The following is a 17,570-nucleotide window of genomic DNA, read 5'->3' on the forward strand; positions in this document are numbered from 1 at the left end:
TACCCTCCTAGCTTCCTGTACTATAGTAGTTTTTTTCACCAAGTTGCCAAAGTTTTAAAGCAAGAGTCATTACTACAACTGCAATTATAGGTGAGATTATTAATATGCTGGCATTATTACTGAATCCTAATAAATACTCTAGCTGTTTAAAGCCCACATAGGCAACTGGCCAAACGGTTAAAAATGCTTTTATGGCAACAGGAAATATAGATAATGGATACATTGAAGCTGTAGTTGGTCCATAGAACAAAAATACTAAAATATCTCCTGTACGGGTAATCCAAAATGCCAATGAGGCAATAATTATTTCTATTGCTACTAAGGTAACTATTCCTGTTATGATTAATACAGGTAAATACAATAAGGTAGTATAGTTAACCTTTAACTTAAGTAGGGCAAACACTAGTACTATTAAACCCTGCAAAGACCCTGCTAATCTAAAAAGCTGTATTTTACGACTTAATAATAGTAATAAAGTAGACCATGGTCTTAAAAGCAAGTTATCGAATGTACCGTTAATAATATATTCTTGAAAGTTGTGAATCTCAACACAAAAGGCTCTAGTAAAGCCTAATGATATGTTTATACAGCCCCAAAGAGCTGCTACATGAAACATGTTCCAACCACCAATTGATTTAAAGTGGTACAAAATAACAAAAACAGGCAGTATATCACTTAGCATAATAAAAATATAAGAAAAACTATTCACTAAAAAGCTAAATTTATACTGCATTGCAGACCTAATACTTGCTAAAACTGCTTTTTTATAAAACTTTAAACACTTAATCATCCACCCTGCACCTCCAATTTTCGTTTTCCTATTTTAGTTAGCAATAAACAAGTAAAAGTTAATGCAATTGACCAAAATATAGGCAAAACAAAAATGGTAAGGTTATAAACCCCTAAAAATATTCTGCAAGATGGATTTAACAAGCACGCCCACGGCGAGTAATAAAGCACTTTACCTATTAAACCTGGTATAAAGCTAACAGGTATCATTACCCCAGATGCCACATTAAGTATTGAAAAATAAAGCAAATGAGACCATCTCACATCAGTTGTCCAGAGCGCTGTAATACCCACTATATAACATAAACAAAGAGATATATACTCCCCTAACATCATGGCTATAATTAAGAGAAATATTGACTTAAGGCTGGGTATTTTATAACCAACCGTTAAGCTATACAAAATTAATATTGGTATACACCTGTACACTAAATTATATACCTGCCGACCAGTTTCTCGTGCCATCACGTAACAAAAATAATTGATAGGCCTTAAAAACTCTAAGCTGATGTTACCAGAGCGAACTGAAAGCTGAATGCCAAGCCCAGCTTTAGGATAAACAAAATTAAATAGTATTTGAGCAAAGGCCACCCATAACATTAAATCTGTGGTGGTAAACTCACCAAATCCGCCTTTTTGCTTAGCCGCGGCTTGCCATACAAAAACCATAATATAACCAAATAAAGCACTGCCAAAGGCATTGATTAATTGGGTAAACCTATACTGTAAGTTAATGCGATAGTTTTTTTGAGCAATTAAATAATATAATCGCAAATCAACCCCTCCTTTTTAAAGAGAGATACAAGAGAATTAAATAAGAGAATAGTAGTTAAAAAAGAGTTAAAAGAGAACTAAATAATGGTTTAAACAATAGCAGCAGTTATTCACTTAACTACCTGTGCTGTAATAACACTTTTCACCTATTGCCCAAACTTTAAGAGCCCCAAATAAAGCTACCATAGCCACAATAGGGGCTACATATAATACCCACCTACCATAACCTAAACCAAATAAATGACTTAACTGTAAATAGCCTAAAAAAGACACTGGCCAAACAAGCATAAATACCCTTAAAGTACGTGGATATATATTGTTGGGGTGCATTGCTGCATAAGTTGGAGCATAAGAAAGCATAGAATTTAGCTCACCTGTTCTACCAAACCAAAATGATAATGAAGCAATGATTACCTCAAGTGCAAACAGGGTTATTGTACTTGTGACTATAATAATAGGTAAATACAAAAAAGTAATATAGTTTACCTGTAGCTTAACTAAGGCCAGCAGTAAAACTATAAATCCTTGTATTACTCCACTTAACTTAAAGTACCTAATATTTTTACTCATTAACAATAATAAAGTTGGCCAAGGTCTTAGCAATAAAGTATCAAAGCTTCCATCAACTATATAGTTTTGAAATAGCCGAATCTCAACACAAAAGGTTTTAATAAAAGAAACAGCAATATTAACACATCCCCATAAAGCAGCTACCTGGTAGATATTCCAACCCCCTAGAGATTTAAAATGATACATCATAATAAAGACAGGTAAAATATCGCACAAAATAACAATACAATAAGTTAAAGTGTTAACTATAAAACTAAACCGGTATTGCATTTGGGCCTTAATACTGGCTTGTACTGCTTTAAAATAAAACTTAAGTGTTTTACTCATCCGCCTTGCACCTCTACCTTTTGTTTACCTAAGTTGGTAAGGCCTAAACAGGTTAACGTTAATATAAAGGACCAAACTAAAGGTATAACTAAAATATTATTGTTATATAAACCCACAAATACACTACAAGCAGGGTTCATAAAACAAGCCCAAGGGCTTCTAGATAGTATTTTACCCACAACTCCAGGCAACAGGTCTACAGGAATCATTGAGCCACTAGCCACACATAAAAGTGAAAAGCTAAGGGTATTAGCCCATCTTATATCAGTTGTGAAAAGTGCACTAATTCCAACTAAATAATTAATACACATAGAGATGTAAACCCCTAACACTATAGTAAAAATAAGCAATAATATTTGGCTAAAACTTTGAATTTTAAAACTAAATAAAGCCCAATATATTAAAAATATTGGTATAGATTTAAAAACCAAAGCATACAGCTGCCTACCTAACTCTCTACTCATAACATAAGTAAAGTAGTTAATGGGTCTTAAAAACTCTAGGCTAATATTGCCTGTTCTCACAGACTTTTGAATGTTTAAACCAGTAGCTGGGTGAACAATGTTGAAGAGAACTTGAGCAAATGCTATCCAAGAAATGAGATTTGCAGTAGAATACTTACCTACTCCACCATAAGGCGTAGAGCCAGCTCTCCATACACACACCAAAATAAAGCCTATTATGGCACTTCCAAAGGCATTAATTAGCTGAGTATAACGGTACTGCAAATTTATACGATATGTTTTTTGAGCAATCAAAAAATGCATACGCAAACTAATCCCCCCAAAAAGTTTAGAGAGATAACATTTTAAGATTAAACAATTAGTAGAATAGGATAATTCTTAGCTGTAATTGAAAACTTAAGATAAGATACATATATAGGATTAAAAACTTATTAGGGCTCAATCTATAAGTTAATACCCCTATTTTTGTTGTGACATAACAACATTTGAACAGTTTAGTAAATAAAATTCCGCGGATTTAAATTATAACTCAAGGCTTTTAGGTTTGCAACGCTATTTTATATTTTACTTTAATTTACTTTGTAAAAAGCTGTAAACCCCATAATTTTCTACTTATTTTTTCATTTTTCGCTTGGCTTGTTTGTTTAACTTGTTTTGGATATCTGTAATGTCCTGTTATTTGCTGTTTACTATTTATTAAATAATTACCTTCATTAGGGTATCTATAGCTATGATGAATCATAAGCGGTACTCCATTACGTAACCGTTTATTAGATACAATCCCAATATGGTTTTTAAAACAAACTATATCTCCTGCTTGCCACTGCACTAAATTATTTATATCAGTAGGATCAACTATAGTGGTTAAACTTTGGGCATTTCTTTTTAAAAAAACAGCTAAATTTTGCACCCTTCTAAAATCTATATTAGGGTCTGGTCCACCAAACTCTAAAACTCTATAGTACTCATTTTCTGCTTTTTTTATATCTTCATCTACTAGAGCTTTTAAATCATAACCAGCGTTTTTAAATGCCCGCCAAATTAGATCTGTACAGACTCCTTCGGATTGTGGGGGATAACCACCTTTATAATATATAGATTTATATCTTGGCTTTTTCTTTATTTGTAGTCTTGCTCCTTCAACTATGTCTTGTAAATCTGTGATACCATCTTTATCTTTATCACTCGTAATTTCTATAGTGGCTATTTCTACCACCTTAGGAAATGGCCAAATGCCGTATTGGTACAATATAATACTTAAAGTAGCTCCTATTAAACTTACAATTACTAATACTTTTAACTTAGTTTTGTTTGCCATAAAATCATCTCCCCCTTATTTATTATGTAATATATATAGCTTTAATGTATATAAACTTATGTATATATGTCTAACAAATTTATGACAATTAAATAATCTACTAAAGCAAATAATTACCTTATAGATTAATAATAATTAAAAAGGGGGCTGTCGCATGATAAACCTAGCAAAGTAATTTACTAATTTTAATTGCTTTATCAAAACATTTTTGTAGATGATTAATGACTTTAATGAAATACAGTTAAAATAATCCTTACAACTAAATTTTATTTTAGTTAATTATTATGTAAAGTCTCATTCTTAAACCACCAATTATGTTAAATTCTAATATCTCTTTGTGCTCTTTGTGCACTTAGTGTTTAGAATATTTTAACTAATTGGAGAGTGAAATTTATGTAACAACAATATGTGAGGCTTTAAAATCAAGCTTAAGGTAAATATTTAATGTTTTAGAAACCACCAAGTGCACTAAGTGAAATGAAGGTGTGGCAGGTTTATGATAATCCTTACGCCTCAGCACCTTCATCTGTAGTTCTTTTATATGTTTATATTAGTTTTGATTAGGTCTTCTTTTTGTAAAGCTAGTGCAACAGCCCCCTTTTATAAGTTATTTTCAGTATTACCTACCCTAAAATTTCCTGCAAGTCTTTCTCAGGTGTGGAGATTGCAGTTATCTTAAACTTATCTACAAGTACCTGTAAAACATTAGGGCTCAAAAATGCTGGCAATGTTGGCCCTAAATATATATTTTTAATATCTAAGTATAGTAATGATAAAAGAATAACAACAGCCTTTTGCTCATACCAAGATAGTATTAAAGAGAGTGGCAAGTCATTAACTGTGCAATCAAAGGCATCTGCTAAAGCAAGCGCTATTTTTATTGCTGAATAAGAATCATTACATTGACCTACATCTAATAATCTTGGTAACCCTGCAACTGTGCCAAAGTCTTTTTTATTAAAGCGGTACTTACCACATGCGAGTGTTAATATAACTGTATCTTTAGGTGTCTGTTCAGCAAATTCAGTGTAATAATTTCTACCAGGTCTCGCCCCATCACAGCCACCAATTAAGAAGAAATGCTTTATTTTACCCTCTTTTACTGCACTAATAATTTCTTCAGCATGACTTAAGGTTGCTTTATGGGCAAAGCCAACCATAATTTTTTGCTCTGGCTCATCTTCTGTAAATCCCCCTAGCTCAAGGGCTTTATCTATAACTGCAGTAAAGTCCTTTGCGCTATCTTTTTCACAAATATGAGGCAAACCATCAAAACCTACTATACTTGTTGTAAATATTCTATCTCGATAATTATCTCGAGGTTTCATTAGGCAGTTGGTTGTCATTAAAATAGCACCTGGTAGATTATCAAACTCCTTTTGCTGATTTTGCCATGCACCACCATAGTTCCCTACTAAATGTTTAAACGCCTTTAACTTTGGGTAACCATGAGCGGGTAACATTTCACCATGAGTATAAATATTAATACCTTTACCTTCGGTTTGTTTTAACAACTCATAAAGGTCTTTTAAATCATGCCCCGAAACAACTATAAATGGTCCTTTTATAGTTTTAATATTAACCTCTGTTGGGGTAGGATCTCCATAGGCACCTGTATTAGCGGCATCAAGTAGCTCCATACATTTTAAATTTACTCGACCTAACTCCATATTAAGCTTAAATAACTCCGGAATACCCAATTTTTCATCTAGGGTAGCAGCTAAACCTTTAAAAAAGAAATGATTTACCTCATCGTCATACCTTCCTAAAATATAACTATGATGAGCATAGGCAGCCATGCCTTTAAAGCCATAGGTTAAAAGCTCTCTTAAAGACCTAATATCCATATCTAAATCTTCATCTACCATTACCCCAATATGCTCACTATCTTTAAGGATTTCTTCTTTAGTTTTAGGGGCATAGTAGTTAGCTCCAGAGGGTGCATCTTTACACTCACCAACTAAATTAACAAGCTTATTCTTATAATCATTAGCTTTGTTAATATACTCTAAAAATCTTTGAGCATCAAAGTTTACATTGGTTAATGTTGCAAACATACCATCAACAACAAACTTACTTATGCCGTTAGGTAGTTGTTTATTGCTCTCTAATGCCTTAACTGCGTAATAACCAATACCTTTTAACTGGTGCACTAAAATATCTTGCAGTTTTGCTACCTCTGGAGTTTTAGAACAAACCCCCATTTTTACACAACCTTTGTTACCAGCTGTTTGCTCACACTGATAACAAAACATCTTATTTTTCAATAAAAAAGCCCTCCATTCACATAATATATCTTTCTTATCATGTGCTTAGAGAACTATCTATATGCAGTGTCTACAATTCATTTCTTTACAAAGAGGTTGTTAACGCTTTTAAAGTAATATGTTTTATAATTATTACTTTGCTAAATTAGTAGGGTTTCCATTTAACTTTTTTTGCCTGACTTAATCTATGATTAGCAGTATCCCAATCTATTATATTCCACCACATCTCTACATATTCATCTAAATTGCTTTTATAATCTAAAAAGTAGGCATGCTCCCAAACATCTAAAACCAAAAGAGGTATACAGTCTTGTAAAACATTGTTTTGATGTAAACTAATTTGTTGTAACTCTACTCGCCATGCTCGTGGTAACCAAACTAAAACAGCCCAACCTGGCCCAGGAGTTGATTTTGCTACTGCCCCAAATTGTTTTTTAAAGCTCTCCATACTGCCAAAAGCACAATTTATTTCTGTTGCTAATGGCTCTCTAATAGTAGTTTTATTTGGGGTAATAGATTTCCACCATATAGTATGTAGATTATGACAAGAACCAAACAACGCTAATTGCGACTCTAAACACTGTATATTTTTATAATCATTACAACTACGTGCCTCTTGCAACTCTAGTTCAACTTTGTTTAACATATTTACACAGCGTCTATGTAATATATCATAATGTACTTTCATTGTTTCAGCACCTATGTATGGCTCTAGGGCATTAAACTCATATGATAAAGGTGGTAATTTGTGTTCTCCTATTGGCACAGTATAAGAATCATTAAAACTTCCCCAGCTAGATGTTTTTTTAGCTATTCGTTTACTTTTTTTTGATGTTTTTGAGTACCGATAATTACTCTTTTTTATTAACTCCACCTCCTAAGTGAAATACTATAACTTTTAATGTGTATAACACATAACTATTAACTAGCGTGAGATTGATGAAAATGTTTGCTGTTAAGACACTAAAACTTTAACAGAATAATGTAATACAATGCAGTATTCATTAATATGCTAAAATACGTATAAAAAGAGTTCCTACACATAATCTTTTACCTTTTAAGCAAAAATATAGTTTTACAAAGAACATGCATTTTCAACAATCTTACTGTTATATAGTATTACTAAGCAGGTAGTATTGCTCTAACTATTTTACATTTTTAAATAATTAACTTATGCCCGTGCTGTTTTAACCATTTTTCACACTCTTTATAATTAGGTATATACTTAGCAACTAACAGCCAAAATTCTTTAGAGTGGTTTAATACTTTTAAATGGCATAACTCATGTACTACAATATAGTCAACTATTTTAAGTGGAGCAAGCGTTATTCGCCAGTTAATGCTTATATTACCTAAAGAAGAGCAACTTCCCCAACGGGTTTTTTGATTACGTAAAGTTATTTTATTAGGGTTTACGTTTATAATATCCTTATAGTAATTAACCCTATCTTCAATTATTTTTAAAGCTTTGTTACAAAAGAAAGCTTCTATTTCATTTTTAACTACTAAAGCTATTTTATCTTGCTCTAGGTTACAAGGCAGTTTTACTAGTAAAATATTATCTTTAATATTTACAAGTGGAGCTAAAAAATCTGCCTTTATAACCTTAAGTTCATACTGCTGCCCTAAAAAATAAAAATACTCTCCAGATACATATAAATACCTTGGTATAGTTTGTTGCATTTCTTGTACTTGTTTTAGTTTATTAAAAATCCATTTAGCTTTTTTTAAAACTATTCTATTTACTTCTTGCTCACTAATGCCTAAAGGTGCTGTTATAATCAATTCACCTTGATTGTTTATTTTTAATGCTACTGATTTTCGTCGACTAGACCATTTAAGATTATATTCAATTACTCTATTTTTATATTTTAAAATATGTTTCATTATTTCTCCCATTGTTTTATGGTTTAAAAAAAGTTAGCTATTACTAGCTAACCCTCTATTATTATAACTATCTATTGTGCAAAATTCTACTGAGTTTTTCATTGCTTGTTCTATTAAATATAACATATCTCTTTAGTTGATATATACCATGCGTTAAACAGGAGCTTCCTGGTTTCACAGTTAACGCCATATCATAATTTAATTCTGTTAATAAATTAACTACTTTATTATTATAATACCCATAAGGATAGGCGAGTATTTTTACATTATTATAATTTCTACTTCGTAAAATCTCATCAGACTTTATTAAATCTTCTTTAATTAAGGATAAAGATTTTTCTTTATAATACGGTCCTATATCGCCTTTTCTGTGAAAATTATGGGTATGGGAATGAAATGAAAATACATCTCTCATACTGTTCATTGAGTTCCATGTTAAATAAGGTAGTGCCTCATATTGAAATTCTTTTGCTAAACCATATGGATCATCTTCATAAACAAACCTTGTTATAACAAAACTACTAGCTACATAACCATACTTTTTTAATATTGGATAGGCATATTTATAATCACTGTAATAACCATCATCAAAGGTTATAATAACACTTTTTTCGGGAATTTCTTTTAAGCCATTGTAAGCAGCAACATAATCTTTAAAGGAAATTGTTTTATAGCCTTGTTTATAAATAAAATCAATCGTACGTTCAAAATTTTCTACTGTCATGATTGAATCATTATGCCAATATTCTTTCTTCATATCTTTTTCTGGTAATAAATAGTGATATAAAAGTATTGGAACTTTTAAATTTGAATTCTTAGAATTAACAGAACTAACCTCTTCAACATCAACTCTATAATCTGTAATATTAAAGTAAGCTAATACATCTTCAAGTTGAATATAGAATTCATTATTTTTTACAAAAGACGATATGTAGGTTTCTTGCCAATTATCATTATAAACACAGGTATAATTATCTTTTATTTCACTTTTTTCAGCTAAGTACAATACTCTACTTTTACCTTTAATTGTATGAAATGAATCTTTATCATTATGCTGTAAGCTTAAATTAAAATATTTAGCTAAATAATCAATTTTAATAAAATTTGCTTCTGCCTTATTTACTATATCACCTTGCTTAATTGTAACAGATTTCAATTGCTGATGGCTATCTGGATCATCAAGCATTTTACTACTATATTCATTATTACATCCACAAAATACTACAAAAAATAGAATTATTATAAAGCCTATATTAAATACATTTTTTTTCATAGTTCTCCTTAAAACTTATTCTTTTATCGTACATTGGTAATCAAATTAGCTATATTTTACAATATTAAAATTATATTATTTTTTATTTGCATAATCAACTACAATGTGCAATACTAAATGATGGCATTATCTATGAACTTTAACAGATGGAGGTAAATGATGCATATAAAAAAAATAATTATGGTAGTATTATTACTTTTAATTTTAATAGGATGTACTAAACAAAGTACAGTACCACCTCTTAGTGAATCACGCCAACAAAAAATACCAGCTATTCACGAAGAATACAATGATAACGAATTTAGTGTAATTGTGGTTGGTAGTGACCCAGAGGGAATATCTGCCGCAATTGCAGCTGCTAGAGCAGGAGGTAAAGTTCTTTTAATAGATAAAAGAGATAAAGTAGGGGGATTATTTACCTTAGGTTGGCTAAATTTTTTAGACATGAACTATAACAAAAATAAAGTATTAGTTACCCAAGGTATATTCAAAGAATTTTACAAACAAATTGAGGGAATTGCTTTTAGTATAAAAACAGCAGATAAAGTATTTAACAACCTGTTATCTAAAGAAAAAAACATTACCCTAATGCTAAATATGAACGATATAAAGCCTCAATTAAAAGACAACAAAATAATTGGCATAACTGCAAATAATAACAACGAAGAATATACATACTTTTGTAATACTTTAATAGATGCAACCCAAGACGGAGATATAGCTGCGCTAGCTGGTGCTCCTTTTACCCTTGGTTATGAAGACATTGGTGGAGCAAAATTCGGAATGGCTGTAACTCAAGTATTTAGCCTTAAAGGTATGACCAATAAAGGCTGGTCTAAACTAAGAAAACATCTAAAAAATGATGGAGATAAATACAGTTCATCAACTAATAATACAGCTTGGGGTTTTAAGAACTTTAATAAATTATATAAACCAATAAATAAAAATGCAGAATTGCGTGGACCAAACTTTGCTAGGGAGCCAGATGGCAGGATTATGATAAATGCCTTAAGAATTTTTCAAATTAATCCTTTGGACCCTATAAGCATAGAGAGTGCTAAACAAATAGCTAAACAAGAAATAGCAGAGATAATACCCTTTTTCAGAGAACAAGTTCCGGGAATGGAGAATATTAAACTTGATGCAATTGCCCCTGAGCTATACATAAGAGAGTCTCGCCATTTTGTTACAGAGTACCGATTAACTATTACTGATGTTTTAGAGAATAGAGACCAAGAAGATAGAATCGCCTTAGGCTCTTATCCTGTAGATATGCAGGGTACAGCACCCAAAACTTATGCCTTAATACTGGGTAACCCCAACCAGTACGCTATACCATTTAGGTCTTTAGTTCCACTAAATATAGACAATTTACTAATTGTTGGCAGAAGTGCTGGTTTTGATTCACTAGCTCATGGTAGCGCTCGAATGGTTCCTGTAGGAATGTGTACTGGTGAAGCCGCTGGTGTTGCTGCAATTATTGCCAAAAACAATAATGTAAATGTACGTGCACTAAGCAAAGATAGCACTCTCGTTAAATCACTACAAGACCAGTTGATTAACAATGGCGCATACTTGCCAGAGTTTGAAATAAAGGATAAATTTCTAAACCATAAATACTATACAGGTATAAGTTTTATAAGACAATATGCTTTAGTATGTGGAAACTATAACAATGATTACTTAGTAGATAGAATAATTAATACAGGTGAATATAATTGGCTGGTTCAAGAAATAGTTAAACGCAGAGAGCTAACACTAGAGGGCGAATATCTACCTTGTAAAACAGTTAAAGATCTACAAAAAACCGATATAAATAATAGCTTTGCTAATAATCCTAAACTTTTAACATACCTTAACAGCTTAGAGATATATCAGCAAACTACAGAAGATGAATTTATAAGTATAGGTAAAATGGCAACACTGCTTTACCACATTGATGAGTATTTAAATAAATAAATAAAAGCCAATGAATTTTTGTTCATTGGTTTTTTATTACCTTAAATAAAAATAATTCCACTATGGTTATATTTCAACCAAGAGTTTATACTTTGCCGAAGATCAAACAAAATCATTTACATTCCACTATGGTTATATTTCAATAGCGCAGCCATTTTTCATTATAAATACAATGCTTTTATGTGTCAAATCTGTCGATGTCAGGGTATTTTTTAAAAGTTTTAATTTATAAATTTAAATAATTATTAAATTCATTATAATCACAATAAAAAAATAATCTGTCGTACCCCTAGGGTTTTTACACTATTAGGGGTCGACAGATGTTTTTATTTTATACAAAGCTCTTTAAACCCTCAATATCTATAATCTTTACGGTAGATTTATAGAAGTCTATTAAACCCTCATCTCTCATTCTGCCCATTTCACGAGACATTGAGGGTCGTGAAACATTTAGGTAGTCTGCTAGTTCATTTCGTTTTAGTGGTAATTCAAAGGTATTTTTTAGGCATTTGTTATATTGCTCTAATATATAAGTACTTAGTTTAACTCTCATGCTTTTTATGGTTAAATACTCTACTTGCTTATTGAGTTTTAGTGCTCTCATAGAGGTTATTTTAAGCATGTTTTGAATCATTTGTTTATGCCATGGGCAAACTTTATCACACTCGCCTATTATTTTGGTTTTAGATAAAAAGAAAACTGTACAATCTTTTTGTGCCTGCACAGTTGCAGGCCACTTGCTTTTTTCCGAAAATACTACCATTTCACCAAACATATCACTTGGTTTAAGGGTCATCATAATTACTCTGTTTCCAGCGGCATTTTCTTTTATAACTATTGCTTCACCTTTTAGAATAATCCCTAACTCTTTAAAGGTATCTCCTGCCATTGTAATAAAATCATATTTTTTAAAGTGTTCTATACGTGGTTTTAAACAACTAACCATACCATGAATATTATAAGGCTCTATATCGCTAAATAAAGTTGCTTTTTCAAGTACTTTAGAGTATAACTCAATTATTTTAACCACCTCTTACACTTGGTAGCTATAGCTACCGATTAGCTACTATTATTATATTATACTAACAGTAACAACACAACCTTGAGATTACTCAACGTAATTGACCTAAAAATATGACTATTCCTTAATGGAGGTATAAATATGAAAAGAAAGATTATTCAAATTGATGAAGCTAAGTGTAATGGCTGTGGTTTATGTGTAGATGCCTGTCACGAGGGTGCTTTGCAAATGATAAATGGCAAAGCCAAGCTTATATCCGACTCTTATTGTGATGGTTTAGGTGATTGTTTGCCCGAATGTCCTACCGGAGCAATTAAAATAATTGAACGTGAAGCTGCTGAATTTGATGTTGAGGCTGTTAAAGCTAATATGAAGAAAAAAGCAGCTACAAAAATACCCCATAATGGTGGTGGCTGCCCTGGATCTAAAGCTATGATGTTAGCTAAAAAAGAGGCTACCCCTACTGCACCTGCACAGCTTAAGCCAACTTCTCAATTACAACAATGGCCTGTGCAAATTAAATTAGTGCCTGTTAATGCCCCTTATTTTAATAATGCTAGTTTGCTAGTTGCTGCTGATTGTACTGCATTTGCATATGCAAATATTCACCAAGATTTTATGAGAAATAAAATTACTATTATTGGCTGCCCTAAGCTCGATGCTATGGACTATAGCGAAAAGTTAACAGCAATTATAAGCAATAATAATATTAAAAACATAACTGTTTTAAGAATGGAAGTGCCTTGCTGTGGCGGTATGGAACATGCTGTGAAAAAAGCATTAATAAATAGTGGTAAAATGCTACCTTGGCAAGTTGTTACTATAACCTCAGAAGGAAATATAAAAGAGAATTAGAACTCGCTCTTGGTGATATATGTTTGGGTAATTTATTATTGCCCAAACTCTGCACCAAAGTAATTTGGCTTTAAGGATTATGAATCCATTAATAAATAATAGGAGGTATTGTAATGGTAGAGAAGCTTTATAACTTTACGCTAGAAAAAGGTAAAAAGTTAATTGAGAGAGTTATTAGTGATAATAATGCTGACATAAACCATGCAGTTTTACCTAACGGCGAATGTTTACCAGAACACTATTCAAATTCACATGTGTACTTAATTGTTGTTAAAGGAACAATTACCTTACAACTAAACGATCAAGACTCTCATAGCTACCCTACAGGTAGTATAGTTAATATTCCTTACAAAACAAAAATGAATGTAAGCAATGCTCATAGTGAAGTATTAGAGTTTTTTATTGTAAAGGCACCAAGTCCAAAGAGCTTTAATTAAAACTGTGATGTACAGAGCAACAAAGTGATTTTTTTTAACAGTAATTATTAGTAACAAAATAACAGTACTAAAATTTACTCAATATAATTCTGGAGGTTTTTAAATGGACAATAATATGTTTTGTTTTCAGTGTGAACAAACTGTAAACGGTAAAGGTTGTACCAAAGTAGGCGTTTGTGGTAAACAAGCAAGTACAGCTAATTTACAAGACGAGTTAACAGGGTCATTAGTTGGTTTAGCAAGGGCGACATATGAAAAAGAGACTAGCAAAACTGCTAATGAGTTAATGATGCAGAGTTTATTTGCTACTATCACCAATGTTAATTTTGATGACGAGCGAATTAAAGAGCTAATTCGGCTAGTTAGAGAAGAAAAAAGCAATTATGGAGACGCCCAAGATTTAGCGCCAGAGGCTTTATGGCAAGGCAACGAAGATGTGGTTTCTTTACGTTCAACTCTGTTACTTGGTATGAGAGGAATGGCTGCATACGCTTGGCATGCCTATATTTTAGGACATGAAGACACAGAAGTAACTGCTTGGTTCTTTAAAGGTATGAAAGCCTTAGCTGAAGAACACACCGTTGAAGAATGGCTTGGATTATTAATGGAGTTTGGTCATATTAATCTCAAATGTATGGGTTTATTAGATACAGCTAATACCTCAACCTATGGCCACCCAGTTCCTACTCAGGTAACTACTAATGTTGAAAAAGGTCCTTTCATTGTAATTACCGGACACGATCTACACGATTTAAAAATGTTACTTGAGCAAACAGAGGGTAAAGGAATTAATATTTATACTCACGGTGAAATGTTACCATCCCATGGTTATCCAGAGCTAAAAAAGTATAGCCACTTAAAGGGCAACTATGGTACTGCTTGGCAAAATCAGCAAAAGGAATTTGATAATTTGCCTGCACCGATTTTATTTACCACAAACTGCTTAATGAGACCCCGTATTAGTTATCAAGACAGAGTGTTTACTACAGATGTAGTGGGTTATCCGGAACTAATTCACATTAATAAAGAAAATAACGGGCATAAAGACTTTACGCTTGTTATTAACAAAGCTTTAGAGCTTGGTGGTTTTAGTGAGGATACCCAGTTTACAGGTATAAATGGTGGCTCTGTTTTAACAACAGGTTTTGGGCACAGTACTGTATTAGGTGTAGCCGACAAGGTTATTAGTGCTGTAAAAGATGGAGCAATAAAGCACTTTTTCTTAGTTGGTGGTTGTGACGGTGCTAAACCTGGTAGAAACTATTACACAGATTTTGTTAAACAAACACCAAATGATTCTATAGTTTTAACACTAGCCTGTGGTAAATTTCGATTTAACGATTTAGACATTGGTGAAATTGGTGGACTACCTCGCATTATGGATATGGGTCAGTGTAACGATGCTTACTCGGCAATTCAGGTGGCAGTTGCTTTATCTAAAGCCTTTGAGTGTGATGTAAATGAACTACCATTAACCCTTGTTTTATCTTGGTACGAGCAAAAAGCGGTATGTATTTTGTTATCTTTGCTTGCTCTTGGTATTAAAAATATATACATTGGTCCCACGTTGCCTGCATTTTTCTCCTCTAATGTACTAGATGTGTTGGTATCGATGTTTGACTTACACCCTATAACTACCCCAGAGCAAGATTTACAAACAATATTGGGCTAACCCCCTTTTACCCCGAATTGGAGCCAGAAATGGCTCCTTTTTTTGTGGCTATAAGTCACTTTATAAGAATTTTGAAAATTAAAAGGGTAGCCTTAATTTACTATAAGGCTACTCCTATGTATTTAAATTAACTTTTTTACTATTAAGCCTTCCACAAACCATGTAAATTGCAGTATGCTCTTACCTGTTTAACTTCTTTAGGGCACACATTAAAATATGCTTCTGGCTTATCATTAGGTTTTAATTCTGCTCTTAATACTTTATTTTCTGTTAAAACTTCTATAAAGTTAATACTATGCTCCTCAGTCATGGGGTGATTAATGCTACCTACACAAACATGTATGCCATTATCTTTTTCTGTTACTACAGGTACATGTTTTTCTAAACCTGTATCACTGTTTTTAGCCTCAAGTTTTTGCATTGGTTTACCACAACATACTAAAGCAGGAGCGCCTTCATGTACAACCTCTGTTACATTTTTGCAAATAGAGCAGTAATATAGTTCTCTCAATTTAGTCATTTAATATTTACCTCCTTAATAATGGCTTTTTATCAGAACATAAGCCAATTATTTTATTATTATAACAATATATTTTAGTATTTCTTAGTTTTTAATTTTTATAATAAACACTATGTTATATAATTCGACAAAGTAAACATGGGAGCTTAGTAAAAGTTGTTGTTTTATTGCTGATTTTTGCATAAATCTTGTTTGGTTTTAAAACCCGAACTCAAAGCCCCAGTTGGGCAAACATTAACACAATCTCCACAGCGTATACACTCTGCACTTGTTGTTGTTTTAGTAATATCTATATTCATTTTACAAGCTCTAACACAGGCCCCACAAGAGGTACAAGAGCTTTTATTATAGTTAATTTGGTATAGAGATATTTTATTAAATAAGGCATAAATAGCACCTAACGGGCACACGGTATAACAGAACGGCCTAAAAATTATAATGGAAGCTACAATAGTTATTATTAATAGAGCTATTTTCCAAGTAAATAAAAAGCCTGTTATTGCCTGCAATTGGGTATTAGTTGCCACTAATGGTATACCTGCCTCAAGTGTTCCTGCTGGGCAGAGATACTTGCAAAAAGCAGGCGCCCCAAGCCCTACAAAGTCAACAACTAAGGCGGGTAGTAAGATAACAAATATAATTAATATTAGGTATTTACCAAAACGCAAAAAGCTGTTTTTACTTGTCCATTTTAGTTTTGGGGTTTTAATTTTATATAGAAGCTCCTGAATTAAACCAAACGGACACAGCCAGCCACAAATAAACCTACCAGCTATTGCTCCGAAAAGCGCTACTAGGCCAAGTACATAATATGATATTTGATACCGTATTGAACCTATAACCGCCTGCAGGGCACCAATAGGGCAAGAACCTAAAGCACCGGGGCATGAATAACAGTTTAGCCCCGGCACACATATTTTTTTTATTATACCCTGATAAATAGTACCCGTAAAAAAGCCTTTGATGTTTAGGTTGGTAATTAAGGCCGTAATTAGTTGAACAAATTTTCTTTTATTAACCAATGCCAATACACTCCAAACATATATTAATGGCCTTTGTAAAAACCTCTTGCACTTCACCTCGGGTTATACCTACTGCAATAAACACTAAAGATACTACAATAGTTATTTTAGCTATTCGCCTTTTATTCATATTACTCAACTGCCTTTAACGCTATGTCTAAGAACTCTTTAAGGGCTTCTAGGTCTTTTTTACCAGAAAAATCTTCTCCAACAACCTTGCCTTCATTATCTACAAACATGGTGTAAGGTATATATTGTACCTTTTGATAGCTATTATATATTTCTTTATTACTGAGTATATTTTTTGATTTAAAACCAGTTTCATTAACCACTTTTTTAGCCGAGCTGGCATTTTGTACATCGGTTAAAATACCTAAAATAGCAGTATTATCTGGCAATTCTGCTTCTAGCTTTA

General features: G+C 32.3%; 18 protein-coding genes. 4 read left to right on the forward strand and 14 right to left on the reverse strand.

Annotated elements, in window-relative coordinates; translation table 11 throughout:
• Positions 1 to 7: 7 nt before the first annotated feature.
• The 9 genes from IMX26_RS10970 to IMX26_RS11010 all read right to left on the reverse strand — a co-directional run bounded on the left by IMX26_RS10970 (position 8) and on the right by IMX26_RS11010 (position 9,669).
• On the reverse strand, positions 8 to 790 hold the full coding sequence (locus IMX26_RS10970; RefSeq protein ID WP_195158430.1) for an ABC-2 family transporter protein: 783 nt from the start codon (positions 788 to 790) through the stop codon (positions 8 to 10).
• Positions 787 to 1,563, reverse strand: a complete 777-nt coding sequence (locus IMX26_RS10975) for an ABC-2 family transporter protein (RefSeq protein ID WP_195158431.1) — start codon at positions 1,561 to 1,563, stop codon at positions 787 to 789. Before IMX26_RS10975 ends, IMX26_RS10970 begins: the two co-directional genes overlap by 4 nt.
• A 114-nt stretch (positions 1,564 to 1,677) precedes the next feature.
• Entirely contained in the window at positions 1,678 to 2,460 is a 783-nt protein-coding gene (locus IMX26_RS10980) for an ABC-2 family transporter protein (RefSeq protein WP_195158432.1), read from the reverse strand.
• On the reverse strand, positions 2,457 to 3,227 hold the full coding sequence (locus IMX26_RS10985; RefSeq protein WP_243259356.1) for an ABC-2 family transporter protein: 771 nt from the start codon (positions 3,225 to 3,227) through the stop codon (positions 2,457 to 2,459). Before IMX26_RS10985 ends, IMX26_RS10980 begins: the two co-directional genes overlap by 4 nt.
• A gap of 271 nt (positions 3,228 to 3,498) precedes the next feature.
• Positions 3,499 to 4,242: a DUF1287 domain-containing protein gene (locus IMX26_RS10990; protein ID WP_195158434.1), complete on the reverse strand. Its 744-nt coding sequence runs from the start codon at positions 4,240 to 4,242 to the stop codon at positions 3,499 to 3,501.
• A gap of 623 nt (positions 4,243 to 4,865) precedes the next feature.
• The gene (gene hcp / locus IMX26_RS10995) at positions 4,866 to 6,497 is read right to left on the reverse strand and encodes a hydroxylamine reductase (RefSeq protein WP_195161387.1); all 1,632 of its coding nucleotides are present in this window, start codon (positions 6,495 to 6,497) and stop codon (positions 4,866 to 4,868) included.
• A gap of 157 nt (positions 6,498 to 6,654) precedes the next feature.
• Complete coding sequence (locus IMX26_RS11000; protein WP_195158435.1) at positions 6,655 to 7,383, reverse strand: superoxide dismutase; 729 nt, start codon at positions 7,381 to 7,383, stop codon at positions 6,655 to 6,657.
• A 284-nt stretch (positions 7,384 to 7,667) separates the two neighbouring features.
• Positions 7,668 to 8,396, reverse strand: coding sequence for a SprT family zinc-dependent metalloprotease (locus tag IMX26_RS11005; protein ID WP_195158436.1), 729 nt, complete (start codon positions 8,394 to 8,396; stop codon positions 7,668 to 7,670).
• Positions 8,397 to 8,463: 67 nt separating this feature from the next.
• Positions 8,464 to 9,669, reverse strand: a complete 1,206-nt coding sequence (locus tag IMX26_RS11010) for a polysaccharide deacetylase family protein (protein WP_195158437.1) — start codon at positions 9,667 to 9,669, stop codon at positions 8,464 to 8,466.
• 159 nt (positions 9,670 to 9,828) lie between these two features.
• Between IMX26_RS11010 and IMX26_RS11015 the strand changes: the two genes are divergently transcribed.
• A complete protein-coding gene (locus tag IMX26_RS11015) occupies positions 9,829 to 11,628 on the forward strand; it encodes an FAD-dependent oxidoreductase (protein WP_195158438.1) in 1,800 nt (599 codons plus the stop codon).
• 331 nt (positions 11,629 to 11,959) lie between these two features.
• Here IMX26_RS11015 and IMX26_RS11020 read toward each other — a convergent pair whose 3' ends face one another.
• Positions 11,960 to 12,658, reverse strand: a complete 699-nt coding sequence (locus IMX26_RS11020; RefSeq protein ID WP_347707860.1) for a Crp/Fnr family transcriptional regulator — start codon at positions 12,656 to 12,658, stop codon at positions 11,960 to 11,962.
• 132 nt (positions 12,659 to 12,790) lie between these two features.
• Here IMX26_RS11020 and IMX26_RS11025 point away from each other — a divergent pair, with 132 nt between their 5' ends.
• From IMX26_RS11025 to hcp (IMX26_RS11035), 3 genes are all read left to right on the forward strand, one after another.
• Entirely contained in the window at positions 12,791 to 13,504 is a 714-nt protein-coding gene (locus tag IMX26_RS11025) for a 4Fe-4S dicluster domain-containing protein (RefSeq protein ID WP_195158439.1), read from the forward strand.
• Between the two features lie 113 nt (positions 13,505 to 13,617).
• The gene (locus tag IMX26_RS11030; protein ID WP_195158440.1) at positions 13,618 to 13,941 is read left to right on the forward strand and encodes a cupin domain-containing protein; all 324 of its coding nucleotides are present in this window, start codon (positions 13,618 to 13,620) and stop codon (positions 13,939 to 13,941) included.
• A gap of 103 nt (positions 13,942 to 14,044) precedes the next feature.
• Complete coding sequence (hcp, locus tag IMX26_RS11035) at positions 14,045 to 15,613, forward strand: hydroxylamine reductase (protein WP_195158441.1); 1,569 nt, start codon at positions 14,045 to 14,047, stop codon at positions 15,611 to 15,613.
• A gap of 142 nt (positions 15,614 to 15,755) precedes the next feature.
• Here the strand turns inward: hcp (IMX26_RS11035) and IMX26_RS11040 are convergent, their stop codons facing one another.
• From IMX26_RS11040 to IMX26_RS11055, 4 genes are all read right to left on the reverse strand, one after another.
• Complete coding sequence (locus IMX26_RS11040; RefSeq protein WP_195158442.1) at positions 15,756 to 16,133, reverse strand: desulfoferrodoxin; 378 nt, start codon at positions 16,131 to 16,133, stop codon at positions 15,756 to 15,758.
• A 164-nt stretch (positions 16,134 to 16,297) separates the two neighbouring features.
• Positions 16,298 to 17,155 (reverse strand): 4Fe-4S binding protein, encoded by an 858-nt coding sequence (locus IMX26_RS11045; RefSeq protein WP_243259102.1) that lies wholly within the window; start codon positions 17,153 to 17,155, stop codon positions 16,298 to 16,300.
• Positions 17,148 to 17,285, reverse strand: coding sequence for a CD1871A family CXXC motif-containing protein (locus tag IMX26_RS11050; RefSeq protein ID WP_195158444.1), 138 nt, complete (start codon positions 17,283 to 17,285; stop codon positions 17,148 to 17,150). Before IMX26_RS11050 ends, IMX26_RS11045 begins: the two co-directional genes overlap by 8 nt.
• 1 nt (position 17,286) lies before the next feature.
• Positions 17,287 to 17,553, reverse strand: coding sequence for a hypothetical protein (locus IMX26_RS11055; RefSeq protein ID WP_195158445.1), 267 nt, complete (start codon positions 17,551 to 17,553; stop codon positions 17,287 to 17,289).
• Positions 17,554 to 17,570: the final 17 nt, after the last annotated feature.

This window comes from Clostridium sp. 'deep sea', assembly GCF_014931565.1.
Lineage (GTDB): Bacteria > Bacillota > UBA994 > PWPR01 > PWPR01.